Genomic DNA, 24,198 nt, shown 5'->3' with positions numbered 1-24,198 from the left:
GTCAAGGTCGGCTCCCCCGATCGAAGCGTGTCCCGATCGGCCCTGCGCGGGTGGGGCGCCGGGGGGTAGCGTGCCGACGTCAGTCGGCAGTGAGCTGATGACCACAGGCTGTGAGGTAGTCGGGGGTATGGAGTCGCGAGCGCCGGACGAGTCCGGCATATCCGGGGCGGAGGAGTCGCCGGGCCGCCTTTCGCTGCCCGCGCAGATCTTCATGGCGCTGGCCGTCGCCGTCGTCCTCGGCTTTACGGCATGGCACCTGGCCACGGTCTTCCTGTACGTCTCGCCGCCGAACACGGTGAGCAAGCAGCACAAGGAGACCATCGACGGCTATGTGCTGCCGGAGTTCGAGCAGAACTGGAAGCTCTTCGCCCCCAACCCGCTGCAGCAGAACATCGACGTCCAGGCCCGCGCCGAGGTGCAGAAGAAGGACGGCTCGACCGAGCAGACCCCCTGGGTCAACCTCTCCGCGCAGGACGCCGAGGCGATCAAGCACAACCCGGCGCCCTCGCACACCGAGCAGAACGAGCTCCGCCGCGCCTGGGACTACTTCATCAATTCCCACGACGAGAAGAACCGCCCCAACGGCGTCCGCGGCGAGCTCTCCGAGCAGTACCTGAAGCGGATCGTGATGCTGCGCTTCGGCCCCGTCCTCAACGACGGCAAGGTGCAGTCCATCCAGCTGCGCGCCGAGGTGACGCCGCTGGCCGCGCCCGACTGGAGCGCGGACAAGCGCTCGACCCAGTCCTCGTACCGGCAGCTGGGGTGGTGGCAGGTGACCACGGCGGACCTGCAGAAGGGTGACCGCGAGACGTGGAGCAGCTGGGAGGGGAGCGGCCAGTGAGCGCCAACGCCACCAACGTCACCCGCGTCGAGCACGCCGTGACCCGCGCCGTCGAGCGCGTGACGCGGCAGGCCCTCGGCCCGTATCAGACCGCCGTCGTGCGCATCGGCTTCGCGCTGACCTGGCTGCTGTTCCTGCTGCGCGAGTTCCCGCACCGGCATGAGCTCTACGGGCCCGACTCGCCCTGGAGCCGGGGCCTGGCCGAGCAGCTGCTGCAGCTCAACGACGCCTTCACCGTGCTGATGTGGTCGGACTCGGACGCCTTCTTCGAGATCGTCTACGGGCTCGCCGTGCTCGCGTCCCTGGCGCTGATGCTGGGCTGGCGGACCCGGACGATGTCCGTGCTGTTCATGATCGGCGTGCTGTCGCTGCAGAACCGCAGCGTCTTCATGGGGGACGGCGGCGACAACGTCATCCACCTGGTGGCGATCTATCTCGTCCTCACCCGCTGCGGCCAGGTCTGGTCGCTCGACGCCCGCCGCCGGGCGCGTACCGCACCCGACGCGCCCCCGCGCGACGCCGTCGGCGTCTGGCTCTGGTCGGTGCTGGGCTTCGGGCTGCTGGCCGCCACCCTGCTCGGTCATCTCAGCTGGGGCTGGGCGCTGATCTTCTACGGGCTGTGGCTGGCGCAGGCGGTCTGGTGGATGGTGCAGCGGCTCTGGCCCGGCGAGCCGCGCACGGTCTGCGACCAGCTCGCCAATCTGGTGCACAACGCGGGCCTGCTGATCATCATGGTCCAGGTCGTCTTCGTGTACGCCACCGCCGGCTGGTACAAGGTGCAGGGCACCCTCTGGCAGGACGGCACGGCGCTGCACTACCCGCTGCACCTCGATTACTTCACGCCCTGGCCGGCGCTGTCGGACACGCTGGGCGGCAGCGGCACGATGGTCATGATCATCACGTACGGCACCGTGATCGTGCAGGTGGCGTTCCCGTTCACGCTCTTCAACCGGCGGATCAAGAACGTGCTGCTGGCGTTGATGATCATCGAGCACGCGTCGATCGCCGTGATCCTGGGGCTGCCGTTCTTCTCGCTCGCCATGATCGCGGCGGACGCGGTGTTCCTGCCGACGGTCTTCCTGATGTGGATCGGCGGGTGGACGGTGGCCGGGCGGGACCGGCTCATCGGGCGGCGGCGGCGGGCGGCGGAGCCCGCCGCTCTCAAGGCCCCGCGCCAGTCCGCTCCCGCCGATGTGGAATCGGGGACGCCGCTGCGGTGACCGCGTCCTCGTAAGCTGGCCGCCATGGCCAAGGACCTGGTGCTGCTCGACGGCTTCCACGCGCTCAAGCACGCGCTCCGCTTCGGGGCGGATGTGCGGACGGCGCTGACCACCGACAAAGCCGCTACCGAGGCCCTCGCCAGAGAGCTCGCCCCGGATATCGCCGACATGCTCGCCAAGACCCTCGTCGAGGCCCCGGCGCAGGCGCTGCGCGAGCTCGCGCCCCGGGCGCACCCCACCGGCGTGGCCGCCCTCGCCGCCCGCCGCAGCCGCGCGGCCAACGTGCACGCGCTGACCCGTCCTGAGCGCACCGCGCCCGTCGTGGTCCTGGATCAGCCGCGCAATCTCGGCAATGTCGGCGCGGTCGTCCGCCTCGCCGCGGGCATGGCCTCCGCGGGGGTCGTCACGACCGGGCCGCTCGATCCCTGGCATGCGAATGCCGTACGGGGCGCGGCGGGGCTGCATTACGCGACCGCCGTGGAGCGGCTGGAGCTGGGGGAGCTGCCGGACGGGCCCGTATACGCACTGGATCCGGATGGTGAGGACATCCGGATGGTCCCCGTCCAGGAGGGTGCCCTGCTCGCCTTCGGCTCCGAACGGCACGGCATCTCCGACGAGTTGCGCGCGAAGGCCACCCGGCTCGTGGCCCTCCCGATGCGCCCCCAGGTCTCCAGCTACAACCTCGCCACGAGCGTCGCGATGGCCCTCTTCCACTGGAGCGGTACGGGCCCGTCCTAACGCCCGCGGAACCCCAGCCGACCCGACAGGTCGCTCGCGCCCTTCGCCGCCAGCTCCGCCAGCTCCTCCTCGCGCTGCTCCGTCCAGCGCGTCACCGGCACCGAGATCGACAGTGCGGCCACGACCCGCCCGCTCCGGTCCCGTACCGGCGCGGCCACGCAGCTCACGTCCGGGTTGGACTCCTGGTGCTCGGCGGCGATGCCGGTCTCGCGGATGTCCTGCAGGGCGGCGCGCAGCTTGTCGCGGTCGGTGATGCTGTTGGGCGTCATCGGCTGCAACTCGCCCTTGCCCAGCTGCTCTTCGAGCGCGTCGGGCGGCAGCGACGCCAGCAGCATCTTGCCCACCGAGGTGCAGTGCGCGGGCAGCCGGCGGCCCGCGGCCGAGACCATCCGCACCGCGTGCGTGGAGTCGACCTTGGCGATGTATATGACGTCGGCGTCCTCGAGGACGGCCACGTGCACCGTCTCGCCGCATGTGTCCGCGACCTCGCGGGCGACCCGCTGGCCCTCGGCGGCGAGGTCGAGTTGCTCGGCGTAGCGGCTGCCCAGCTGATACGTCCGGACGCCCAGGCGGAAGCGCCCCTGTTGCTCCGGTACGGGCACCAGGTACGAGCGCGCGGCCAGGGTGGTCACCAGCTCGTGCACCGTGGTGCGGGGGAGCTGGGTCTTCTGCACGATCTCGGGGGCGGACAGCGTGCCGTCGCCCTGCAGGAACAACTCCAGTATGTCCAGCGCTCTGGTCACCGCGGGGACGAGGCGGCCCATGTCCCTTCACCCACCCTCGTTCGGGAACTCGACCAATGGTCGGTATGACGAACACACGCTAACCCGTGTGCAGACCATTGACACCCCCCTGTGCGCTGATTACGGTCACGCCAGCATTTCGAACGCATGACGAAATCTCGAACGAGCCCAAGGGAACGCTGCCTTGCGCATCACCGGAATCACCACCCACGTCGTCGGGACACCCTGGCGCAACCTCACCTACGTCCTCGTCCACACCGACGAAGGCCTCACCGGCGTCGGCGAGACCCGCATGCTCGGCCACACCGACGCGCTCGTCGGCTACCTCCGCGAGGCTGAGGCCAACCATATCGCCGGGTCCGACCCGTTCGCGGTCGAAGATCTCGTAAAGCGGATGAAGTACGGCGACTACGGCCGGGCCGGCGAAATCGTCATGTCCGGCATCGCCGTCATCGAGATGGCCTGCTGGGACATCAAGGGCAAGGCGCTCGGCGTCCCCGTCTGGCAGCTGCTGGGCGGCCGGGCGGGGGGTGCCACGGACCAGGTCAAGGCGTACGCGAACGGCTGGTACACCACGGAGCGGACGCCCGAGGCGTACCACGCGGCCGCCCGCGAGGTCGTCGCGCGCGGCTATCGCGCCCTGAAGATCGACCCGTTCGGGACCGGGCACTTCGAGCTCGATTACGAGCAGACCCGGTACGCGGTCTCGCTGATCGAGGCGGTACGGGACGCCATCGGGCCCGAGGCCGAGCTGATGCTGGAGATGCACGGCCGGTTCAGCCCGTCGACCGCGGTCCGGCTGGCGAAGGACATGGCACCGTTCCGCCCGGCCTGGCTGGAGGAGCCGGTGCCGCCGGAGAACCTCAAGGCCCTCGAGAAGGTCGCCGCGAAGGTCGACATCCCGGTGGCGACCGGGGAGCGGATCCACGACCGGATCGAGTTCCGCGAGCTCTTCGAGTCGCAGGCCGCCGACATCATCCAGCCCGACCTCGGGCACATCGGCGGCATCCTGGAGACCCGCAAGCTGGCGGCCACGGCCGAGACCCACTACATGCTGGTCGCCCCGCACAACGTCGGCGGCTCGGTGCTCACCGCCGCTTCCCTGCAGCTCGCCGCCTGCACCCCGAACTTCAAGGTCCTGGAGCACTTCAACGACTTCGCGGACGCGGAGATCAAGAAGGTGGTCTCCGGCGCCCCGCAGATCGATCCGGAGACGGGCTGCTTCGAGATCAGCCATGCGCCGGGCCTCGGCGTCGAGCTGGACGTGGACGCGGCGGCCGAATTCCCGCAGCAGCGGGCCCGGTTCGACCTGTGGGCCGAGGGATGGGAGCGGAGGAAGCCCGAGTGAGCAGCCGGGCGATCATCATCGACCGGCCGGGCGCGCACCGGCTGGTCGAGCGCGAGACGCCGCGGCCGCGGTCCGGCGAGGTGCTCGTACGGGTCGCCGCGGCCGGGATCTGCGCCAGCGACCGGGAGGTGTACGACGGCCACCGGGACGCCGCGTATGTCCGCTACCCCGTCGTGCCCGGGCATGAGTGGGCCGGGATCGTCGAGGCGGTCGGCGAGGACGTCGACCCGGGGCTGGTGGGCCGTAAGACGGTCGCCGAGGGCTTTCGCGCCTGCGGTGTCTGCCGGCGCTGCCGCTACGGCGAGACCAGCCTGTGCACCGCCGGGTACGCGGAGACCGGGTTCACCGAGCCCGGCGGCTTCGCCGAGCATCTGACCGTGCCCGCCCGGCTGCTGCACCTGCTGCCCGCCGACGCCGACCTGCGCGCGGCCGCGCTGCTGGAGCCGGCGGCGGTGAGCACCGCCGCGGTACGGGCCGCGGAGGTGCGGCCAGGGGAGCGGATCGCCGTGGTGGGCGCCGGGACGCTGGGCCTGCTCGCGACGCAGCTGCTGGCGGCGTACTCGCCCGCCGAGCTGGTGGTGATCGACCCGCGCACCGAACGGGCCGCGCAGGCCGAGCCGTTCGGGGCCACCGCCGCGCTGGCGCCGGGCGCGGCCAGCTCGTACGAGGGCCGCTTCGACCTGGTCGTGGAGACCGCGGGCGCGCCGAGCACCGCGGCCGCGTCGTGCCGGCTGGCGCGGCGGGGCGGGCGGGTGGTGCTGACCGGGATGTTCACGCCCGGGGCCGAGGGCATCGACCCGGTGCATCTGTCGCTGAGCCAGCTGACCGTCCGCAGCATCTTCGGCGCCCCTTCGGCGGCCTGGACGGACGCGGTACGGGCCTTCGGGACCGGGCTGTTGCGCCCGGCGCCGCTGGTGACGCACGCGCTGCCGCTGGAGCGGTTCGCGGACGCGATCGCGCTGGTCGGCGGTGGCGATCCGAAGACCGGGAAGGTGCTGCTGGTGCCTCAGGCGCCTTGAGCGCCCCGGGGGCGCGTCGGCGCGCGCCGGTTTTGCGAAGCAGCGCGCCGCTCGTCCCGTACGTCGTACGAAATCTCGAACAAGGGAAGCTCATGACCCCTCAGCCCTCCCGCTCCAACCCTTCAGAAGCGCGCCGCCCCGGCGCCGACGCCCTCGCCGGCATCGGCCACCGGGCGCCCGAACTCCATCCCGGCGACGCCTCACCGCACTCCTTCCCGGACGGCGGCACCTGGCGCACCGAAATACCCTCCGTCGAGGGCCCCGAGGCGCTCGCCACCGTGCTGAAGGAGGCCGGGCGGCTCGACGTGCCGGTGCACCGCATCAGCCAGGGCAGCGGCGTGTGGATGCTCACCGACGACGAGATCACCGAGATGGTGGACGCCTGCGCGGCGCAGGACATCGAGCTGTGCCTGTTCACGGGGCCGCGCGGCACCTGGGACATCGGCGCCGCGACCCGCACCGACTCCGGCGGGGCCGGGCTGCGGGCCCGCGGGCACGACGCCCTCGCCGGCTGCGTCGAGGACGCGCTGCGGGCCACCGAACTCGGCGTGAAATGCCTCCTCGTGGCCGACGAGGGCGTGCTGTGGACGCTGCACCAGCTGCGCGCCCAAGGCGTACTGCCCGCCGACACCACCTTCAAGGTCTCGGCGCTCGTCGGGCCGGTGAACCCCGCCTCGTACGCGGTCTTCGAGCAGCTCGGCGCCGACTCCCTGAACATCCCGTCGGACCTCTCCCTCGCCCACCTCACCGAGATCCGGCGGGTGAGCGCGGCGCCGATGGACCTCTACATCGAGGCGCCCGACGACCTCGGCGGCTACATCCGGATGTACGAGGCCGCCGAGCTGATCCGGCGCGGCGCCCCGCTGTACCTGAAGTTCGGCCTGAGCAAGTCCCCCGGCATCTACCCGTACGGCGCGCAGGTGCGCGAGGTCACCCTCGCCGCCGCGCGCGAGCGGGTGCGCCGCGGGCGGCTCGTCCTCGACCTGCTGGCCCGGCACGGCGCGGCCGGCGGCATGTCCCCGCTCGGCTCGCGGCTCCCCGGAGAGCTGCGGCGCTTCCCCGTACCCTCGCTCGAAGGGAACTGACCAACCCCATGCGCAGAACAGCACTGACAACGACGTCACTTGCCCTGACCTCGCTGCTCGCCCTCTCGCTGACCGCCTGCGGCCAGGAGGCCAAGGGCGGCAGCCGGTACAAGGCGGACGACGGCAAGGGCGGCACGGTCGGCATCGCGATGCCGACCAAGTCGTCCGAGCGCTGGATAGCCGACGGCAAGAACATGTCGAAGCAGTTCCAGAAGGCCGGCTACAAGACCGACCTGCAGTACGGCGACGACAAGGTCGAGAACCAGGTCGCGCAGCTCGAGAACATGATCACCAAGGGGCGCAAGCTGCTGGTCGTCGCCGCGATCGACGGCTCGGCGCTGACCGAGGTGCTGCAGCGGGCGGCGGACGCGGGCATCCCCGTGATCTCGTACGACCGTCTCATCCTGGGCACCAAGAACGTCGACTACTACGCGTCCTTCGACAACGAGCGGGTCGGCGAGCTGCAGGCGCAGTACATCGTCGACGAGCTGAAGCTCGGCGAGCCGGACAAGGACGCCGCCGACTCGTACAACGTCGAGCTCTTCGCCGGCTCCCCGGACGACAACAACACCAAGTACTTCTGGAACGGCGCCATGAAGGTGCTGAAGCCGTACCTGGACAGCGGTCAGCTGGTCGTCCGCAGCAAGCAGACGAAGATGAACCAGGCGACCACGCTGCGCTGGGACGGCGGCACCGCCCAGAAGCGGATGGACGACCTGATCTCCAAGCACTACGGCGAGGCGAAGGTCGACGCGGTGCTCTCGCCGTACGACGGGATCTCCCTCGGGATCATCTCGGCGCTGAAGAGCGCCGGTTACGGCGGCAAGGCCGAGCCGCTGCCGGTGGTGACCGGGCAGGACGCGGAGCTGGCGTCGGTGAAGTCGATCATCAAGGGACAGCAGACCCAGACGGTCTTCAAGGACACCCGCAAGCTGGCCAAGCAGGCGGTGCAGATGGGCGACGCGGTCCTGACCGACAAGAAGCCCGAGGTCAACAACACCAAGGACTACAACAACGGCAAGAAGACCGTGCCGTCGTATCTGCTGAAGCCGGTGTCGGTCGACAAGTCCAACACCCAGCTCCTCGTCGACGAGGGCTACTTCACGGCGGGACAGCTCAAGTGACCGGGCCGACGGACGTGAGCAGGCCCACGGACGTGACTCGCCCGGTACTGGAGATGCGCGGCATCACCAAGACCTTCCCCGGGGTCAAGGCGCTCTCCGACGTCCAGCTGACCGTGCGCCCCGGGGAGATCCACGCGATCTGCGGGGAGAACGGCGCCGGCAAGTCGACGCTGATGAAGGTGCTCTCCGGCGTGCATCCGGCCGGCTCGTACGACGGGGAGATCCACTTCGACGGCGAGCAGGTGGCCTTCAAGGACATCAGGGCCAGCGAGAAGCACGGCATCGTGATCATCCACCAGGAGCTGGCGCTGGTGCCGTATCTGTCCATCGCCGAGAACATCTTCCTCGGCAATGAGCAGCGGACCGCCCGCGGCCTCGTCGACTGGAACGGCACCCTGCGCCGGGCCGCCGAACTGCTGCGCCGCGTCGGGCTGCGGGAGAAGCCGGCGACGCCGGTCGCCGATCTGGGCGTCGGCAAGCAGCAGCTGGTGGAGATCGCCAAGGCGCTGTCGAAGGAGGTGAAGCTGCTCATCCTCGACGAGCCGACGGCCGCGCTGAACGACGAGGACAGCGGCAAGCTGCTCGAGCTGATCCTGCAGCTGCGCGAGCAGGGCATCGCCTGCATCATCATCTCGCACAAGCTGAACGAGATCCGCCGGGTCGCCGACTCGGTGACCATCCTGCGCGACGGCCGCACCATCGAGACGCTGCCGGTGCGCGCGACCCCCGACGCCGAGCCGGAGGTCAGCGAGGACCGGATCATCCGCGGCATGGTCGGCCGCGACCTCGACCACCGGTTCCCGGAGCGGACCCGGTACGAGGGCGAGGACGCCGGCGAGGAGGCGCTGTCCGTACGCGGCTGGACGGTGCGCCATCCCATCGACCACCACCGGCTGGTGGTGGACGACGTGTCGCTGAACGTCCGGCGCGGCGAGATCGTCGGCGTCGCCGGGCTGATGGGTGCGGGCCGCACCGAGCTGGCGATGTCGGTCTTCGGCCGGTCCTACGGGCAGTACGAGGCGGGGACGGTGGCGGTCGGCGGCCGCGAGGTGCCGACGAAGACGGTCCCCGCGGCCGTCGACTCGGGCATCGCGTATGTCACCGAGGACCGCAAGCAGTACGGCCTCAACCTCATCGACGACATCAACCGCAACATCTCGCTGCCGTCGCTGTCCGGCATGCGCCGCCGCGGCGTCGTCGACGAGCACCACGAGCGGTCGGTGGCCGAGGGCTACCGCAGCAGCATGAACATCAAGGCCCCCACGGTCTTCGAGGAGGTCGGCCGGCTCTCCGGCGGCAACCAGCAGAAGGTCGTGCTCAGCAAGTGGATCCACTCCGATCCCGAGGTGCTGATCCTCGACGAGCCCACCCGCGGCATCGACGTCGGCGCCAAGTTCGAGATCTACGCCGTCATCGACAAGCTCGCCGCCCAGGGCAAGGCGGTGCTCTTCATCTCGTCCGAGCTGCAGGAACTGCTCGGGATGTGCGACCGGATCTACACGATGGCCGAGGGGCGGCTGACCGGTGAGGTCGACCGCGCGGAGGCCGACCAGGAAGCCCTGATGCGGCTGATGACCCGCGACATGAACGGTGCCGCGGACCGCGACCTGACCATGAACAGAAGCTGAGGCTGCGCCATGACGACCACGACCACCTCCCCCAAGGACACTCCGCCCGCTCCCGCAGCCGGCGAGCACTCGGCCGGCGCGGTGCTGCTGCGCGGCATGCGCGCCAACATGCGCCAGTACGGCATGCTGATCGCGCTGGCCTTCATCGTCGTGCTGTTCCAGATCTGGACCGACGGCTCGCTGCTGCTGCCGAACAACGTCTCCAACCTGATCCAGCAGAACGGCTACATCCTCATCCTGGCCATGGGCATGATGATCGTCATCATCGCCGGCCATATCGACCTGTCCGTCGGCTCGTTGGTCGCCTTCGTCGGCGCCATGTCGGCGGTGATGATGGTCAAACACGACATGCCTTGGGTCCTCGCCCTGGTGCTGTCACTGCTGATCGGCGCCGTGGCCGGCGCCTGGCAGGGCTTCTTCATCGCCTATGTCGGCATCCCCTCCTTCATCGTCACGCTCGCCGGCATGCTGCTCTTCCGCGGACTGACCCAGATCGTGCTGGAGGGCCAGTCACTCGCGCCCTTCCCCGAGGGCTTCCAGAACATCGCCAAGGGCTTCATCCCGGAGATGGGCCCGTACACCCAGTACCACAACCCCACGCTGGTGCTCGGCGCGATCGCGGTCGTCTTCCTGCTGCTGCGCGAGTGGAGCGACCGCCGGCGGCAGGTCCAGTACGAGCTCGAGGTCCTGCCCACCGGGCTGTGGGTGGCCAAGTGCGTGGCGATCACCGCCGCCGTCGTCGCCTTCACGCTCACCCTCGCCAGCTTCCACGGCGTGCCCGTCGTGATGCTGATCGTGGGCGGCCTGCTGATCGCCCTCGGCTACGTCATGCGCAACGCGGTGCTCGGCCGGCATGTGTACGCCATGGGCGGCAACAAGGCGGCCGCGAAGCTCTCCGGCGTCAAGGACAAGCGCGTCACCTTCCTCGTCTTCGTCAACATGGGCGTCCTGGCCGCGCTCGCCGGCTGCGTCTACGCGGCCCGGCTGAACGCGGGCACCCCGCAGGCCGGCCTGAACTTCGAACTCGAGGCCATCGCCGCGTCGTTCATCGGCGGCGCGTCGATGAGCGGCGGCGTCGGCACCGTGATGGGCGCCGTGATCGGCGGCCTGGTCCTCGGCGTCCTGAACAACGGCATGTCGCTGGTCGGCATCGGCACCGACTACCAGCAGGTCATCAAGGGCCTGGTGCTGCTCGCGGCCGTCGGCTTCGACATCTGGAACAAGCGGCGGGCGGGGAGGTAGCCCTCACCACCCGCCGCCTGCCCCGGGGGTGGAGGTCAGGCCTGTCGCCTGACCTCCACCGTCCGGAAGCGGTTGGCCACGAACGCCGGGTCGCACAGCGCCGCGTTGGCGGCGGGGTTGCCACCCGAGCCGTGGAAGTCGGAGAAGGCCGCGGTCTGGTTCACGTACACCCCGCCCGTCAGATTCAGCGACAGCTGCGCCGGCTCTTCCAGGCAGGCCGTCTCTATCTGCTGCTCCACCTCGGGGGAGGTGGTGTAGCCGCCGACGGTCATCGCGCCCTTTTCGCGGATCGTCCGGCGCAGCAGCTCCACCGCATCGGCCGTCGAGTCCACGGCCACCGCGAACGCCACCGGCCCGAAGCACTCCGACATATACGCGGCTTCCGCGTCCGGCTTGGCGCCGTCGAGCTTGACGATCACCGGCGTACGGACCGTGGCCCCGGAGAACTCCGGATGCGCCACCGCCCGCGAGGCCAGCGCCACTTCACCGAGGCCGGGCGCGGCCTCCAGCCGCTCCTTCACGCCGGGGTTCACGAGCGCCCCCAGCAGCGCCGCCGCCCGTGCGTCGTCGCCGAGCAGCTTGCCGACGGCGGCCGCGAGGTCGGACACCACATCGTCGTACGCCTTGTGGCCCGCGTCGGTGGCGATGCCCTCCCGTGAGATGAGGAGGTTCTGCGGAGTGGTGCACATCTGGCCGCTGTAGAGCGAGAGGGAGAAGGCGAGGTTGCCCAGCATCCCCGCATAGTCGTCGGTGGAGTCGATGACGACCGTGTTCACGCCGGCCTTCTCCGTATAGACCTGCGCCTGGCGGGCGTTGGCCTCCAGCCAGTCGCCGAAGGCGGTCGATCCGGTGTAGTCGATGATCCGCACCTCGGGCCGGGTGGCCAGGGTCTTGGCGAGCCCCTCGCCCGGCCGCTCTGCGGCCAGCGCGATCAGATTCGGGTCGAAGCCCGCCTCGGTCAGCACCTCACGCGCGGCCTTGACCGTCATCGCCAGCGGCAGCACCGCCCGCGGATGCGGCTTGACCAGCACCGCATTGCCCGTGGCCAGCGAGGCGAAGAGCCCCGGATAGCCATTCCAGGTCGGGAAGGTGTTGCACCCCACCACCAGCCCGATGCCGCGCGGCACCGCGGTGAAGGACTTGGACAGCTCCAGCGGATCGCGCTTGCCCTGCGGCTTCGACCAGGAGGCCTGCCCGGGCACCCGGGTCTGTTCGGCATAGGCATACGCCACCGCCTCGAGCCCGCGGTCCTGCGCATGCGGCCCGCCCGCCTGCAGCGCCATCATGAAGGCCTGCCCGCTGGTGTGCATGACGGCATGCGCGAACTCATGCGTGCGCGCGGAGATCCGGGACAGGACCTCCAGACACACCAGCGCCCGGGTCTCGGGCCCGGCGTCCCGCCAGGCGGGCATCGCCGCGCGCATGGCCGGGAGCAGCACGTCGGGATCGGCGTGCGGATAGTCGACGCCCAGCTCGATCCCGTACGGCGAGGTCTCGGTCGGGCCCGTATAGCCGTCCGTCCCCGGCTGGTCGAGCTCGAAGCGGCCGCCGAGCAGCGCCTCGAAGGCGGCCTTGCCGTCCGCGCCCGCGGTCTCGCCGTACGCCTTCGGGTGCTCGGGGTGCGGGGACCAGAACTCCCGCGTGCGAATCGCCTCCAGCGCGCGGTCCAGCGTGGCGCGATGCCGGGTCTGCAGCATGTCGGGCTTGAGCGCGGCGGTCATGCGGACCATCCCCTCCTGGCAGCCAGCTCACCGTTGAGCTGGGCGTGGCCTGCGGTCTCGATTACAGTAACCGAATGATCGGTCGGGACAAGAGGGGCTGTGGATAACTTGACCGGGACCACCAAGAGGGACACCTACACACCCGAGTCCCTCCTCGCCGTAGCCGTCGGCGTCTTCATCGAGCGCGGCTACGACGGCACCTCGATGGAGCACCTGTCGAAGGCCGCCGGCATCTCCAAGTCCTCCATCTACCACCACGTACGCAGCAAGGAAGAGCTGCTCCGCCGCGCCATAAGCCGCGCCCTCGACGGCCTCTTCGGCGTCCTGGACGAGGACGGCGCGAAAGAGGGCAAAGCGGTCGACCGCCTCGAATACGTCACCCGCCGCACCACCGAGGTGCTGATGGCGGAGCTGCCGTACGTCACCCTCCTCCTGCGGGTCCGCGGCAATACGGACACCGAGCGCTGGGCGATGGAGCGCCGCCGCGAGTTCGACCACCGCGTCGCCGACCTCCTCAAGCAGGCGGCGGCCGACGGCGACATCCGCGCCGACGTGGAGGTCCGCCTGGCCACCCGCCTCCTCTTCGGCATGATCAACTCCATCGCCGAGTGGTACCGCCCCCAGGCACACGGCGCCGCCGCGAACGGCGAGGTCGCGGAGTCCGTGGTGCGGATGGCTTTCGCGGGGCTGCGGACGCCGTAGCCCGCTCGCCCCGCGAAAGCCAAAGCCCCGCCGGGCGCTACCGACCGGCGAGCGGATTGACCAGCCGCCCCGCCATCTGGAGCGCCCCGGCCGGATCCTCCAGATCGACCATCTGCTCGTTGTTGCGCAGCTGCAGCCGGTTCAGACAGGACAGCTGGAACTCCGCCGCGAAGAGGTCATGCCGCGCGAACCGCTCCCGCAGCTCCGGATGGGCGTCCTGGTAATCGCGCGCACACGCCGCGACCTCCGCCCAGAAGTCCCCGGCGTCCAGCACACCCGCCTCATCCAGCAGCGGTGCGAGGAAGCGGAAGAAGCAGTCGAAGACATCGGTGAAGACCGACAGCAGCTGCATCTCCTCCGGCACCTCGGCCCGGATGCGCTCCACCTCCGGCGGCAGCGGCAGATCCGGATCCATCACCGCGATCTCCTCGGCGATGTCCTTGAAGAGCGCGCGCCGCACCGCCCCGTCCTCGTCCAGGACCAGGATCACGTTCTCGCCGTGCGGCATGAACACCAGGCCGTACGCGTAGAAGCAGTGCAGCAGCGGCACGAGATAGGCATCCAGATAGCGCCGCAGCCACGCCCGCGGCTCCAGCCCGGAGCCCGCGATCAGCTCGGCCGCCAGCGGCCGCTGCGACCGGTCGGTGTGCAGCAGCGCCGCCATGGTGGACAGCCGTTCGCCGGGCGCGAGCCCCGGCACCGGGCTCTCCCGCCACAGCGCGGCGAGCATCTTGCGATACGGGGAGCCCTTGGCCGTGGCCGCCTCGTACCCCGCGTGCCGGTAGCCGATCGCCGCCCGCTCGCGGATGATCTCCAGCCCGGTGGCCCGCAGCACCTCGTCCTTCTCGACCACACCGGCGAGCCAGTCGTTGATGGCCGGGGTCGCCTCCATATAGGCGGCGGACAGGCCGCGCATGAAGCCCATGTTGAGGACGGAGAGCGCGGTCTTCACGTAATGCCGGTCCGGGCGGCTGGTGTTGAAGAAGGTGCGGATCGACTGCTGCGCCTGGTACGCGTCCTCGCTCTCGCCGAGGTACACCAGACGCCGCGCGGCGACCTCCCCGGCGAAGGTGACCGCGAGCTTGTGCTCCCACTGCCAGGGGTGCACAGGCAGCAGCAGGTAGTCCGCCGGATCCAGGCCGAGCGCCCGCAGCCGCTCGTCGAAGCGGGCCAGAGCCGCCGCGCCCAGCTCGGCGCGCATGAGCGTGTCGTGGTCGAGCCCGGCGGTGTGCGCGAAGGCGGCGCGGTCGCGGTGGGCGGCGAGCCAGATCAGGCGGACGGGCGACCCGGTCTCGGGCGCGTAGGCCCGGAAGTCGGCGACGCCGAGACCGAGCCGGCCGTTGGTGGCGACGAAGCAGGGATGGCCCTCGGTCATGCCGGCCTCGATCTCCTGGAAGCCGGCGGCGGCCAGCTCCGCCGCGGTCAGCTCCGGCTTGGCCAGCTTGTACGCCGCGCTGGCGAGCGTGGAGGTGACCTCCTCCAGATAGACCGGGAGGACCGTATCGCTCAGCCCCAGCTCGTCGCGGAGCTCGGTGAAGAACGCCAGGGCGTCCAGCGGCAGTTCGGCGCCGTCCCGGAGGCGGGTCACGGACGCGGGGTCGACGCGCCAGTGGTCCAGGGCGTGGCGGCGGGCGGTGAAGCGGTAGGCGGTGCCGTCGGCGGCGCGTATCTCGTACGCCCCGTCTTCGAGCGCCATAGGCGTCAGCAGCCGCTCATGGGCGAACTCGCCGAGCGCCTTGGCGAGCAGCTCGCGCGTCGCCCGGGCCCAGCGGTCGGGGGTGAGGTGATCGGTGCTCAACGTATTGCTCCTCGTACGGCGGGGCCGGTGGCGGCGGCCTCGAACTGCTCCCGCGTGCAGAAGCTCAGCAGCGCGTCCTTGGCGGGCAGGCGGACGGTGCGCTCGACGGTGAAGCCGACGGCCTCATTGAGTCGGTGCACGGCGGTGTTACGGGCATCGGGCTCGACGACGACGCGGCGCACCGCCGGGTCGGCGAAGAGCCACTCCATGACGTGCGTGATCACGGCCCGGGTGAAGCCGTGCACCGGGCGGCCGGCGGGCGCGGTGAGGAAGTGCATGCCGGTATCGCCCGGTTCGGCCGCGTAGACACCGTCCAGCTCGCGGTGCGCGGGGTCGTAGCGCTCGACGAGGAAGGCGGGCTCGCCGTCGGCGAGGCCGACGAAGGCGTCGTGGTACGGGTCGGCGGCGATGCGGGCGTACTCCTTCTCGACGTCCGCGACACTCGCCCCCTGCATCAGCCAGAAGGCGGCCTTGGGGTGCGTGACCCAGCGGTGCAGCAGCGCGGCGTCGGCGGCGGGGTCGAGGGTGCGCAGGGAGAGATTCATGCCGGCGCTCCGAACTCCTGGAAAGCGATGGACTTCTCGATCGGATAGACCTCGCGACCGGTGAGCTCCCGGATCAGGCAGGAGTTCCGGTACGCGGCCATGCCGAGGTCGGGGGCGGCGAAGCCGTGGGTGTGCAGCTCGGCGTTCTGCACGTAGATCTCCGAGCCGGCGCGGTCGATGGCGTAGTCGCGGGAGACGGCGAAGCGGCCGCGGTCGTCGCGCGCGATCCGGTCCCGCACCCCGGCCAGGAACTCCGGCTCCTGATAGCTGTATCCGGTGGCCAGCACGAGCCCCTCGGTCGCCAGCTCGAAGTCCCGGCCCTGCTCCTCGTGCCGCAGCCCGAGCGTGTAGGCCCCGTTCTCGTACGACGCCGAGACCAGCGCGGTGTTGGTGAGCAGCCGGGTCGGCACCGGGCCGCGCCGGGACTTCGCGTACAGCAGGTCGAAGATGCCGTCGATCAGCTCGGAGTTGATGCCCTTGTAGAGCTGCTTCTGCGCGGCACCGAGCCGCTCGCGGTCCGGCGCGGGCAGCGCGTGGAAGTAGTCGATGTACTCCGGCGAGGTCATCTCCAGCGTCAGCTTGGTGTACTCCAGCGGGAAGAAGCGCGGGGAGCGGGTGACCCAGTTCAGCCGGTAGCCGCGGCCGTCGATGTCCTGCAGCAGGTCGTAATAGATCTCGGCGGCGCTCTGCCCGCTGCCGACGATCGTGATCGACTCCTTGGCCTGCAGCGCCTCCTTGTGGTGCAGATAGCGGCCGTTGTGGAGCAGATCGCCGCCGAGGCCGCGGCAGGGCTCCGGGATGTATGGCGGGGTGCCGGTGCCGAGAACGAGCCGCCGGCCCCGGTGCACCGCATCCTGAGTACGGACGGAGTAGACACGTTCGTCGTACGAGACCGACGCCACCTCCTGGCCGAAGCGGATGTTCGGCAGCTGGGCGGCGGCCCAGCGGCAGTAGTCGTTGTACTCCTCGCGCAGCGGATAGAAGCTCTCCCGGATGTAGAAGGGATAGAGCCGGCCGGTCTGCTTGAGGTAGTTGAGGAAGCTGTACGGCGACGTCGGGTCGGCGAGGGTGACCAGGTCCGACATGAACGGCGTCTGCAGATGGCTGCCCTCGATGAACATCCCGGAGTGCCAGTCGAAGTCCGGCTTGCGCTCCAGGAAGACGCCGTCGAGGTCGTCCAGCGGGGCGGTCAGGCAGGCCAGGCCCAGGTTGAAGGGGCCCAGGCCGATGGCGACGAAGTCGTGGATCCGGGGCTCAGGCTGCGCGGACAAGGGCTTCTCCCACATAGGCGGAGGCGTGCTCGGCGATCAGGTCCAGGACGGCGGCGATGTCGTCGAGGCTGGTCGCGGGGTTGAGCACGGTGAACTTCAGGTGGTCGCGGCCGTCGACCTTGGTGCCGGCCACGACGGCGGTGCCGGCGGCGGCGAGCGCCTGCCGGGCGTGCAGATTGGCGGCGTCGGCGAGTTCGGGGGGCGCGGCCTCGTCCTCGGGCACGTAACGGAAGACGAGGGTGGAGAGCTGCGGCTCGACGACGACCTCGAAGCGCGGGTCGGACGCCAGCAGCCGCCAGCCGTGGGCGGCGCGGTCGCAGACCTCGTCGAAGAGCTCGCCGATGCCGTCGGCGCCCATGATGCGCAGCGTCAGCCAGAGCTTGAGCGCGTCGAAGCGGCGGGTGGTCTGGAGCGATTTGTCGACCTGATTGGGGATCTGCTCGGCGGCCATCCGCTCCGGATTGAGGTAGTCCGCGTGGTACGTAGCGTGCCGCAGGGTGGCCCGGTCGCGGACCAGGACGGCGGACGAACTGACCGGCTGGAAGAAGGACTTGTGGTAGTCGACGGTCACCGAGTCGGCCCGTTCGATGCCGTCCAGGAGGTGCCGGCGCCGGTCCGAGACCAGCAGCCCGCAGCCGTACGCGGCGTCCACGTGCAGCCAGACGCCGTACCCGGCGCAGAGCCCGGCGATCTGCGGCAGCGGGTCGATGCTGCCGAAGTCGGTGGTGCCGGCGGTGGCGGCGACGGCCATCGGCACCAGGCCCTCGCGCTGCAGCCGGGCCAGTTCGGCGGCGAGCGCCGCGGGCTGCATCCGCCGGTGCTCGTCGCACGGCACCTGGATCACCGCCTCGTAGCCGAGGCCGAGGACGGCGGCGGCTTTGCGTACGGAGAAGTGGCCGTCCGCGGAGGCGAGGATGCGCAGCCGGGGCAGGATCTCGGCGGTGCGCAGCTCGGCGCCTTCTTCCTTACGGACCGCGTCGCAGGCCTCGTCGCGGGCGAGCAGCAGGGCCTGGAGGTTGGACTGGGAGCCGCCGGAGGTGAAGACGCCGTCGGCGCCGGGGCCGAGGCCGATCCGCTCGGCGGTCCAGTCGATCAGGCGGCGCTCGATGAGGGTGCCGCCGGCGCTCTGGTCCCATGTGTCGAGGGAGGAGTTGACGGCGGAGAGCACGGCCTCGCCGAGGACGGCCGGGATGACGACCGGGCAGTTGAGGTGGGCGAGGTAGCGGGGGTGGTGGAAGTAGACGGCGTCGCGCAGATAGAGCCGGTCCAGCTCGGCGAGCGCGTCGGCGGCGTCGGGCAGCGGCCGCTCCAGGTCGACGGCGTCGACCAGCGGGGCGAGATCTGGGGGCGAGACTCCGGTGAACGGGCGGTCGACATGGGCCAGTCGGGCGGCGACGCGCTCGACGCCTGCGGAGACCGTACGGCGGTAGTCCTCGGCAGTTCGGTCGTTGAGCAGGTGGGGGGACCTCATGGAGGCGTGTCCTCACGACGTAGGGCGGGTTACTTAGGTAAGCCTAACCTTAGTAACCCGTCCTACTTCAACCGGCCTGGGCCGTCTCCTTACCTGGCCTAGGTCGTCTCCTTGTGCAGCGCCTCGATGTTGTTGCCGTCGGGGTCGCTCACGAAAGCGCAGTAGGCGCGGTAGTCGGGCCACAGCCGCGGCGCGTGCCGCGATACGCCGCCCGCCGCCAGCGCCGCCTCGTAAAAAGCGTCCACGGCCGCCCGGTCGGCGGCGGTGAAGCCGATGTGCACCCCGCGGGTGACCGGGTCGTCGCCCTGCACCGGGGCGATGCCGATGGACGGGGTGTCCCGGTCCTTCTCCCAGAACTCCACGCCGCCCTCGGCCTCGCCGGCGGCGATGACGCCCAGCGGCTCCAGGGCCGCCGAGTAGAAGCGCAGGCTCGCGTCGTAGTCCGAGACGAAGACGCCGATGTGGTGGATGAACGGCCAGCGGTCTTCTGTCATCAGTTCTCCTGTAGATCTGTTTCCTCGAAGACCAGCAGCGTACGGGTCGACAGCACCTCCGGGATGGCCTGGATTCTGGTGAGGACCAGGTCACGCAGGGCGCGGTTGTCGGAGGTGTGGACCAGCAGCAGCACGTCGAAGTCGCCGCCGACGAGGGCGATGTGGGCGGCGCCGGGCAGCCGCTCGAGCTGCTCGCGGACCGAGCGCCAGGTGTTCTGCACGATTTTGAGAGTTATGTACGCGGATGTGCCCTGGCCCGCCCGCTCCTGGTCGACGCGGGCGGTGAAGCCGCGGATCACGCCGTCGTCGAGGAGTCTGTTGATCCGGGCGTAGGCGTTTGCGCGCGAGACGTGGACCTGCTCGGCGACCGAGCGGATCGAGGCGCGGCCGTCGGCGCGGAGCAGGCGGATGATCGCGCGGTCGATGTCGTCCAGCGGGCGCGGTGGGCGGGGGTGCGGTCCGGGTTGTGGTCCGGGCTGCGGCGCGGGTTGTGGCCGGTCGGCCGGGAGTTCTGCCATCTGTTCGTCGGCCACGCTTTACCACCTCCCCTGCATGGACGTCCGGCATCCATTCCAGTCTGTGGAGAACCGTTTGTCCACAGGCCATCGGTGACGGTAGCCAAAATGTGCCCTCGACCGAACAATCGGTAGGTGAGGAGACCCACAAGGAGGTGGACGTCATGACGGTCCTCGCCGCTCACGGCCGCGCGTATCACCCGGCCCCGCCCCCGGCCTGGCAGCCGCGCATGGACCCGGGCCCGCTGCTGCCCGACGCCGAGCCGTATCGCGTGCTCGGCACCCCGGCGGCCGCGTCGGTCGACGCGGACCTGCTCAAGGAGCTGCATGTCGACCTGATCCGCGGCCGGCGGTACAACGAACAGGCCACCGCGCTCACCCGCCAGGGCCGCCTCGCCGTCTATCCTTCCACCACCGGGCAGGAGGCCTGCGAGATCGCCGCCGCCCGCGTGCTCGCGGAGCAGGACTGGCTGTTCCCGAGCTATCGCGACACCCTCGCCGCCGTGGCCCGCGGCCTCGACCCGGTCGCGGCGCTGACGCTGCTGCGCGGCGACTGGCACAGCGGGTACGACCCCAAGACCTCGCGGATAGCGCCCCTTTGCACGCCGCTGGCCACCCAGCTGCCGCATGCTGTCGGCCTCGCGCACGCCGCCCGCCTCAAGGGCGACGACGTGGTCGCCCTCGCCATGGTCGGCGACGGCGGCACCAGCGAGGGCGACTTCCACGAGGCGCTGAACTTCGCCGCCGTCTGGCAGGCCCCGGTCGTCTTCTTCGTCCAGAACAACGGCTTCGCGATATCCGTACCGCTGGAGAAGCAGACCGCGGCGCCGTCCCTGGCGCACAAGGCGGTCGGTTACGGGATGCCGGGACGCCTGGTCGACGGCAATGACGTGGCCGCGGTGCTGGAGGTCCTGGGCAGCGCGATCGAGCGGGCCCGCTCGGGCCACGGCCCGACGCTGATCGAGGCGATCACGTACCGCCTGGACGCCCACACCAACGCCGACGACGCGACCCGCTATCGCACCGACGACGAGGTCACCACGTGGCGCGGCCACGACCCGATCGCCCTGGTGGAGCAGGAGCTGACGGCCCGCGGCCTGCTGGACGACGAGACCGCGCAGGCGGCGTCGGAGGCGGCGGAGAAGCTCGCGGCGGATATGCGCGAGCGGATGCACGCGGACGCGGTGCTGGACCCGATGGAGCTCTTCGAGCACGTATACGCGGAGCCGACGCCCCAGCTGCGCGAGCAGCGGGCGCAGTTGCGGGAAGAGCTGCAGGCCGCGCAGGACTCGCAGGCTGCGGCGGAGGGGGAGCAGGCATGAGTACGGCCACGGTGGCGAAGGCGGGCACGGCGGAGAAGCGCAAGCCCGCCACGATGGCGCAGGCGCTGACCAGCGCGCTCCGCGATGCCATGGCGGCGGATCCGTCGGTGCATGTGATGGGCGAGGACGTCGGCACGCTCGGCGGCGTCTTCCGGATCACGGACGGGCTGGCGAAGGAGTTCGGCGAGGACCGCTGCACGGACACGCCACTGGCGGAGGCCGGGATACTCGGCGCGGCCGTCGGCATGGCGATGTACGGGCTGCGGCCGGTGGTGGAGATGCAGTTCGACGCCTTCGCCTACCCGGCGTTCGAGCAGCTGATCAGCCATGTGTCGCGGATGCGCAACCGCACGCGCGGCGCCATGCCGCTGCCGATCACCATCCGGATCCCGTACGGCGGCGGCATCGGCGGCGTCGAGCACCACAGCGACTCCTCCGAGGCGTACTACATCGCGACGCCCGGCCTGCACGTCTTCACCCCGGCCACGGTCGCGGACGCCTACGGCATGCTGCGGGCGGCGATCGCCTCCGACGACCCGGTGGTCTTCCTGGAGCCCAAGCGGCTGTACTGGTCGAAGGCCGACTGGTCGGCGGCCTCCCCGGAGACGGTGCCCCCGCCCGGCAAGGCGGCGATCCGCCGGCAGGGGACGTCGGCGACGCTGGTGACGTACGGCCCGTCGGTCCCGGTGTGCCTGCAGGCGGCCGAGGCGGCGAAGGAGGAGGGCTGGGACCTGGAGGTCGTGGACCTGCGGTCGCTGGTGCCTTTCGACGAGGAGACCGTGGCCGCGTCCGTGCGGCGCACGGGGCGTGCGGTGGTGGTGCACGAGGCGCCTGGCTTTGGTGGTCCGGGCGGGGAGATAGCGGCGCGGATTACGGAGCGTTGCTTCCATCATCTGGAGGCGCCGGTGTTGCGGGTGGCGGGGTTCGATATCCCGTATCCGCCGCCGATGCTGGAGGAGCATCACTTGCCCGGGGTGGACCGGGTATTGGATGCGGTGGCTCGGTTGCAGTGGGAGTCGGGGTATGTGGCGGGGCCGGCTGGGGGGAGTGACTGATGGCGGAGGTACGGGAGTTCGCGCTGCCGGACCTCGGTGAGGGGCTGACGGAGGCCGAGATTATTCGGTGGCTGGTGTCGGCGGGGGATGCGGTCGCGGTCGACCAGGTGGTGGTGGAAGTCGAGACCGCCAAGGCGGCGGTGGAGGTCCCTTGCCCGTATGCGGGCGTTGTTACGGCGACGCATGGGGAGCCGGGGACGGAGGTGCCGGTGGGGGCGCCGTTGGTTTCGGTGGCGGTGGCTGGTGATGGGCCTGTCGGGTCTAGTGGGTCTGCCGCCGGGGCGGCTGCGGTGGCTGCCGCGGAGGATGAGGGCTCGGGGAATGTGCTCGTGGGCTATGGCACGAGCGCTCCTGCGGGGCGGCGTCGGCGACGGAATGGTGCCGCGATGCCGGGGGTGCGGGCGGGTGGTGAGGCGTCAGGAGTGGACGCGCCTCCTCGCCCGGTGACGCCTGTACGGGACGCGGGCGCCGACCGTAGTGGCAGGGCTGTTGGGCCTATCCCTGTCATCTCGCCGCTCGTGCGGCGGTTGGCCCGCGAGCATGGGCTGGATCTTGCCGCGATGGTGGGCTCCGGGCCGGGTGGGCTCATACTCCGTGCCGATGTGGAGCGGGCGGTGTCCGCTGCGGCTGAGCAGGTTGGTCACGTGCGGCATGCTGCCTCCGTGCCGGATGCTGCCTCCGTAGCGCGGCGGCAACCGCAGCTTGCCGAGGAGCGCATACCGCTTCGCGGCATCCGCGGTGCGACTGCCGACAAACTCAGCCGCAGTCGGCGCGAGATCCCCGATGCCACTTGCTGGGTGGACGCCGATGCCACCGAACTGCTCGCCGCGCGCCGGGCGATGAACGCCGCCGGCGGCGAGAAGGTGTCGCTGCTCGCGCTGCTCGGCCGGATCACCACCGCCGCGCTCGCCCGCCATCCGGAGCTGAACGCCACGGTGGACGCCGAGGCCCGCGAGATAGTCCGGCTCCCGGCCGTACACCTCGGCTTCGCGGCGCAGACCGACCGCGGGCTCATCGTGCCGGTGGTACGGGACGCGCACACCCTCAGCGCCGCCCAACTCAGCGCCGAACTCGCCCGCCTGACGGAGGCGGCGCGCGCCGGGCGGCTCTCTCCCTCGGACCTCACGGGAGGCACCTTCACGCTGAACAACTACGGCGTCTTCGGCGTCGACGGCTCCACGCCGATCCTCAATCATCCCGAGGCGGGGATGCTCGGCGTCGGCCGGATAGTCGAGAAGCCGTGGGTGCATGGGGGTGAGCTGGCGGTGCGGCATGTGGTGCAGCTGTCGTTCAGCTTTGATCACCGGGTGTGTGATGGGGGGACGGCGGGCTCCTTCTTGCGGTTTGTGGCTGATTGTGTGGAGCAGCCGGCGGTGTTGTTGCGGGAGTTGTGACGCCTTCGGGTCGGGGCGGCGGCGGATGGCTTGGCATCGGATGGTGACGGCCGCGTCGCCGTCCTGCGCCTGGCCCGGTGCGGGAAACGGGAGGCTTTCTACGGGGGGAGTGGGGGCGGCTGGGCACGTTCCGCTGCCGGGTGGCACCAGGTGGCGATTGAGCGTTTGTAGCCGTCTGGCAGGCGGAGGGTGGCCACCTCCTCGGGCGTGAAGAGGCCGATCTGCTTGTGTTCGTGGCTGATTACGGGTGTCGCCTCGGGGGTGAGCGCGACGCACCCATAGGTGACGATGAGCACGCGGCGGTCGGGAAGCGCGTGCGGCAAGGGCTGGTAGAGCCACACGTCCAGCAGTGGGCCGGCTTTGACGGTCCAGCCGGTCTCCTCCTGCAGCTCGCGTTCCAGGGCGGCTTCTGGGGTGGGGTCGGAGGGCTCCAGACGGCCGCCGGGTAGCTCCCATTCCTCCCGTTCGTTCTGCAGCAGGAGCACGCGCTCTTGGGCATCCAGGGCCACGGCCTTGACCGAGACCGGCCAGTTCATCGAGGCAGTCACGCCGTTACCCCTGACGTAATCGACCAGGCTTCGTGACTACGGCAGCGTAGTCGGCGTCAGCGAGATCGGCCTGAGGAGTCACGTCGTCCAGGATGTCGAGCGGCTCGAGGAGCTCTTCGCGGACCACGTCGACTGGCTGCTTGCCGAGAATCCCGTCGTCCCATGGATCCGGCCGCACTCCACCGGGGCCGAATACGCCGCCCAGGTCAGGGAGCTGGCCGCGCACACGGTGGCCGAGGCCGCACGCGCCTCCATCGACACCTCATCGTCGAGGACGGCCGCATCACCCGCCACCACCTCTACGAGAACAGCCTGTCCATCGCCGAGGCATGCGCCACCCCCTGAGCCCCGAGCCCACCTCTCCTTCCCCCAAC

At 70.5% G+C, this 24,198-nt stretch carries 22 protein-coding genes and 1 pseudogene; 14 read left to right on the top strand and 9 right to left on the bottom strand.

The window, feature by feature from the left end; genetic code table 11:
• Positions 1 to 127: 127 nt before the first annotated feature.
• Genes G5C51_RS16250 through G5C51_RS16240 form a run of 3 tightly spaced genes read left to right on the top strand, consistent with a single transcriptional unit; the run spans position 128 to position 2,799 of the window.
• Positions 128 to 841 carry a DUF5819 family protein gene (locus G5C51_RS16250; RefSeq protein ID WP_165237868.1) on the top strand — a complete coding sequence of 238 codons (714 nt, stop codon included), beginning with the start codon at positions 128 to 130 and terminating at the stop codon, positions 839 to 841.
• The gene (locus G5C51_RS16245) at positions 838 to 2,061 is read left to right on the top strand and encodes an HTTM domain-containing protein (protein WP_338118168.1); all 1,224 of its coding nucleotides are present in this window, start codon (positions 838 to 840) and stop codon (positions 2,059 to 2,061) included. Before G5C51_RS16250 ends, G5C51_RS16245 begins: the two co-directional genes overlap by 4 nt.
• A gap of 24 nt (positions 2,062 to 2,085) precedes the next feature.
• Positions 2,086 to 2,799 (top strand): TrmH family RNA methyltransferase, encoded by a 714-nt coding sequence (locus G5C51_RS16240; RefSeq protein WP_165237866.1) that lies wholly within the window; start codon positions 2,086 to 2,088, stop codon positions 2,797 to 2,799.
• On the opposite strand, the gene G5C51_RS16235 is transcribed toward G5C51_RS16240, so the two are convergent.
• Complete coding sequence (locus G5C51_RS16235) at positions 2,796 to 3,563, bottom strand: IclR family transcriptional regulator (protein WP_165237864.1); 768 nt, start codon at positions 3,561 to 3,563, stop codon at positions 2,796 to 2,798. The two genes, G5C51_RS16240 and G5C51_RS16235, sit on opposite strands and share 4 nt — an antisense overlap.
• Positions 3,564 to 3,726: 163 nt before the next feature.
• On the opposite strand from G5C51_RS16235, the gene G5C51_RS16230 reads away from it, so the two are divergent.
• The 6 genes from G5C51_RS16230 (at position 3,727) to mmsB (ending at position 10,988) form a co-directional block, all read left to right on the top strand.
• Positions 3,727 to 4,890, top strand: a complete 1,164-nt coding sequence (locus G5C51_RS16230) for a mandelate racemase/muconate lactonizing enzyme family protein (protein WP_165237862.1) — start codon at positions 3,727 to 3,729, stop codon at positions 4,888 to 4,890.
• Positions 4,866 to 5,909, top strand: a complete 1,044-nt coding sequence (locus tag G5C51_RS16225; protein WP_165237860.1) for a zinc-dependent alcohol dehydrogenase — start codon at positions 4,866 to 4,868, stop codon at positions 5,907 to 5,909. The genes G5C51_RS16230 and G5C51_RS16225 overlap by 25 nt, the downstream gene beginning before the upstream one ends.
• Before the next feature lie 92 nt (positions 5,910 to 6,001).
• Positions 6,002 to 6,994, top strand: a complete 993-nt coding sequence (locus G5C51_RS16220) for a hypothetical protein (RefSeq protein WP_165237858.1) — start codon at positions 6,002 to 6,004, stop codon at positions 6,992 to 6,994.
• Between the two features lie 8 nt (positions 6,995 to 7,002).
• Entirely contained in the window at positions 7,003 to 8,118 is a 1,116-nt protein-coding gene (gene chvE, locus G5C51_RS16215) for a multiple monosaccharide ABC transporter substrate-binding protein (protein WP_165237856.1), read from the top strand.
• A 53-nt stretch (positions 8,119 to 8,171) separates the two neighbouring features.
• Positions 8,172 to 9,746: a multiple monosaccharide ABC transporter ATP-binding protein gene (gene mmsA / locus G5C51_RS16210; protein WP_165237899.1), complete on the top strand. Its 1,575-nt coding sequence runs from the start codon at positions 8,172 to 8,174 to the stop codon at positions 9,744 to 9,746.
• Positions 9,747 to 9,755: 9 nt separating this feature from the next.
• Positions 9,756 to 10,988, top strand: coding sequence for a multiple monosaccharide ABC transporter permease (gene mmsB / locus G5C51_RS16205; protein ID WP_165237854.1), 1,233 nt, complete (start codon positions 9,756 to 9,758; stop codon positions 10,986 to 10,988).
• Positions 10,989 to 11,023: 35 nt separating this feature from the next.
• On the opposite strand, the gene paaN is transcribed toward mmsB, so the two are convergent.
• Entirely contained in the window at positions 11,024 to 12,709 is a 1,686-nt protein-coding gene (paaN, locus tag G5C51_RS16200) for a phenylacetic acid degradation protein PaaN (protein WP_165237852.1), read from the bottom strand.
• Positions 12,710 to 12,817: 108 nt separating this feature from the next.
• Between paaN and G5C51_RS16195 the strand changes: the two genes are divergently transcribed.
• Complete coding sequence (locus G5C51_RS16195) at positions 12,818 to 13,411, top strand: TetR/AcrR family transcriptional regulator (protein WP_165237850.1); 594 nt, start codon at positions 12,818 to 12,820, stop codon at positions 13,409 to 13,411.
• A gap of 37 nt (positions 13,412 to 13,448) precedes the next feature.
• On the opposite strand, the gene G5C51_RS16190 is transcribed toward G5C51_RS16195, so the two are convergent.
• The 6 genes from G5C51_RS16190 to G5C51_RS16165 form a co-directional block, all read right to left on the bottom strand.
• Complete coding sequence (locus G5C51_RS16190; RefSeq protein WP_240929700.1) at positions 13,449 to 15,209, bottom strand: IucA/IucC family protein; 1,761 nt, start codon at positions 15,207 to 15,209, stop codon at positions 13,449 to 13,451.
• Positions 15,206 to 15,754, bottom strand: coding sequence for a GNAT family N-acetyltransferase (locus tag G5C51_RS16185; RefSeq protein ID WP_165237848.1), 549 nt, complete (start codon positions 15,752 to 15,754; stop codon positions 15,206 to 15,208). Before G5C51_RS16185 ends, G5C51_RS16190 begins: the two co-directional genes overlap by 4 nt.
• The gene (locus tag G5C51_RS16180) at positions 15,751 to 17,040 is read right to left on the bottom strand and encodes a lysine N(6)-hydroxylase/L-ornithine N(5)-oxygenase family protein (RefSeq protein ID WP_165237846.1); all 1,290 of its coding nucleotides are present in this window, start codon (positions 17,038 to 17,040) and stop codon (positions 15,751 to 15,753) included. The genes G5C51_RS16185 and G5C51_RS16180 overlap by 4 nt, the downstream gene beginning before the upstream one ends.
• Positions 17,009 to 18,496, bottom strand: coding sequence for a pyridoxal phosphate-dependent decarboxylase family protein (locus G5C51_RS16175; protein WP_165237844.1), 1,488 nt, complete (start codon positions 18,494 to 18,496; stop codon positions 17,009 to 17,011). Before G5C51_RS16175 ends, G5C51_RS16180 begins: the two co-directional genes overlap by 32 nt.
• A gap of 98 nt (positions 18,497 to 18,594) precedes the next feature.
• Entirely contained in the window at positions 18,595 to 18,990 is a 396-nt protein-coding gene (locus tag G5C51_RS16170) for a VOC family protein (RefSeq protein ID WP_165237842.1), read from the bottom strand.
• The gene (locus G5C51_RS16165; RefSeq protein ID WP_420824822.1) at positions 18,990 to 19,523 is read right to left on the bottom strand and encodes an Lrp/AsnC family transcriptional regulator; all 534 of its coding nucleotides are present in this window, start codon (positions 19,521 to 19,523) and stop codon (positions 18,990 to 18,992) included. Before G5C51_RS16165 ends, G5C51_RS16170 begins: the two co-directional genes overlap by 1 nt.
• A 146-nt stretch (positions 19,524 to 19,669) precedes the next feature.
• Here G5C51_RS16165 and pdhA point away from each other — a divergent pair, with 146 nt between their 5' ends.
• From pdhA to G5C51_RS16150, 3 genes are read left to right on the top strand one after another with little or no spacing between them, the layout of a single operon-like run.
• Complete coding sequence (gene pdhA, locus G5C51_RS16160; RefSeq protein ID WP_165237840.1) at positions 19,670 to 20,827, top strand: pyruvate dehydrogenase (acetyl-transferring) E1 component subunit alpha; 1,158 nt, start codon at positions 19,670 to 19,672, stop codon at positions 20,825 to 20,827.
• A complete protein-coding gene (locus G5C51_RS16155; protein ID WP_165237838.1) occupies positions 20,824 to 21,882 on the top strand; it encodes an alpha-ketoacid dehydrogenase subunit beta in 1,059 nt (352 codons plus the stop codon). The genes pdhA and G5C51_RS16155 overlap by 4 nt, the downstream gene beginning before the upstream one ends.
• Positions 21,882 to 23,276, top strand: coding sequence for a dihydrolipoamide acetyltransferase family protein (locus G5C51_RS16150; protein WP_165237836.1), 1,395 nt, complete (start codon positions 21,882 to 21,884; stop codon positions 23,274 to 23,276). Before G5C51_RS16155 ends, G5C51_RS16150 begins: the two co-directional genes overlap by 1 nt.
• Before the next feature lie 98 nt (positions 23,277 to 23,374).
• Here the strand turns inward: G5C51_RS16150 and G5C51_RS16145 are convergent, their stop codons facing one another.
• Complete coding sequence (locus G5C51_RS16145) at positions 23,375 to 23,824, bottom strand: NUDIX hydrolase (protein WP_338118167.1); 450 nt, start codon at positions 23,822 to 23,824, stop codon at positions 23,375 to 23,377.
• Positions 23,825 to 23,888: 64 nt separating this feature from the next.
• Between G5C51_RS16145 and G5C51_RS43050 the strand changes: the two are divergent.
• A pseudogene (locus G5C51_RS43050) lies at positions 23,889 to 24,169 on the top strand (nuclear transport factor 2-like protein).
• Positions 24,170 to 24,198 lie beyond the last annotated feature (29 nt).

The sequence above is a fragment of the Streptomyces coryli genome (genome assembly GCF_011044975.1).
GTDB classification, from domain to species: domain Bacteria; phylum Actinomycetota; class Actinomycetes; order Streptomycetales; family Streptomycetaceae; genus Streptomyces; species Streptomyces coryli.
This window is presented reverse-complemented; position numbering and strand designations above follow the sequence as displayed.

Excerpts from the sequence above, each read along its gene's own strand:
- G5C51_RS16250 (WP_165237868.1), top strand. The coding sequence starts at position 128 with ATGGAGTCGCGAGCGCCGGACGAGTCCGGCATATCCGGGGCGGAGGAG.
- G5C51_RS16240 (WP_165237866.1), top strand. The coding sequence starts at position 2,086 with ATGGCCAAGGACCTGGTGCTGCTCGACGGCTTCCACGCGCTCAAGCAC.
- G5C51_RS16235 (WP_165237864.1), bottom strand. The coding sequence starts at position 3,563 with ATGGGCCGCCTCGTCCCCGCGGTGACCAGAGCGCTGGACATACTGGAG.
- G5C51_RS16225 (WP_165237860.1), top strand. The coding sequence starts at position 4,866 with ATGGGAGCGGAGGAAGCCCGAGTGAGCAGCCGGGCGATCATCATCGAC.
- G5C51_RS16220 (WP_165237858.1), top strand. The coding sequence starts at position 6,002 with ATGACCCCTCAGCCCTCCCGCTCCAACCCTTCAGAAGCGCGCCGCCCC.
- chvE (WP_165237856.1), top strand. The coding sequence starts at position 7,003 with ATGCGCAGAACAGCACTGACAACGACGTCACTTGCCCTGACCTCGCTG.
- mmsA (WP_165237899.1), top strand. The coding sequence starts at position 8,172 with ATGCGCGGCATCACCAAGACCTTCCCCGGGGTCAAGGCGCTCTCCGAC.
- mmsB (WP_165237854.1), top strand. The coding sequence starts at position 9,756 with ATGACGACCACGACCACCTCCCCCAAGGACACTCCGCCCGCTCCCGCA.
- paaN (WP_165237852.1), bottom strand. The coding sequence starts at position 12,709 with ATGACCGCCGCGCTCAAGCCCGACATGCTGCAGACCCGGCATCGCGCC.
- G5C51_RS16185 (WP_165237848.1), bottom strand. The coding sequence starts at position 15,754 with ATGAATCTCTCCCTGCGCACCCTCGACCCCGCCGCCGACGCCGCGCTG.
- G5C51_RS16180 (WP_165237846.1), bottom strand. The coding sequence starts at position 17,040 with ATGTGGGAGAAGCCCTTGTCCGCGCAGCCTGAGCCCCGGATCCACGAC.
- G5C51_RS16175 (WP_165237844.1), bottom strand. The coding sequence starts at position 18,496 with ATGAGGTCCCCCCACCTGCTCAACGACCGAACTGCCGAGGACTACCGC.
- G5C51_RS16170 (WP_165237842.1), bottom strand. The coding sequence starts at position 18,990 with ATGACAGAAGACCGCTGGCCGTTCATCCACCACATCGGCGTCTTCGTC.
- pdhA (WP_165237840.1), top strand. The coding sequence starts at position 19,670 with ATGACGGTCCTCGCCGCTCACGGCCGCGCGTATCACCCGGCCCCGCCC.
- G5C51_RS16155 (WP_165237838.1), top strand. The coding sequence starts at position 20,824 with ATGAGTACGGCCACGGTGGCGAAGGCGGGCACGGCGGAGAAGCGCAAG.
- G5C51_RS16150 (WP_165237836.1), top strand. The coding sequence starts at position 21,882 with ATGGCGGAGGTACGGGAGTTCGCGCTGCCGGACCTCGGTGAGGGGCTG.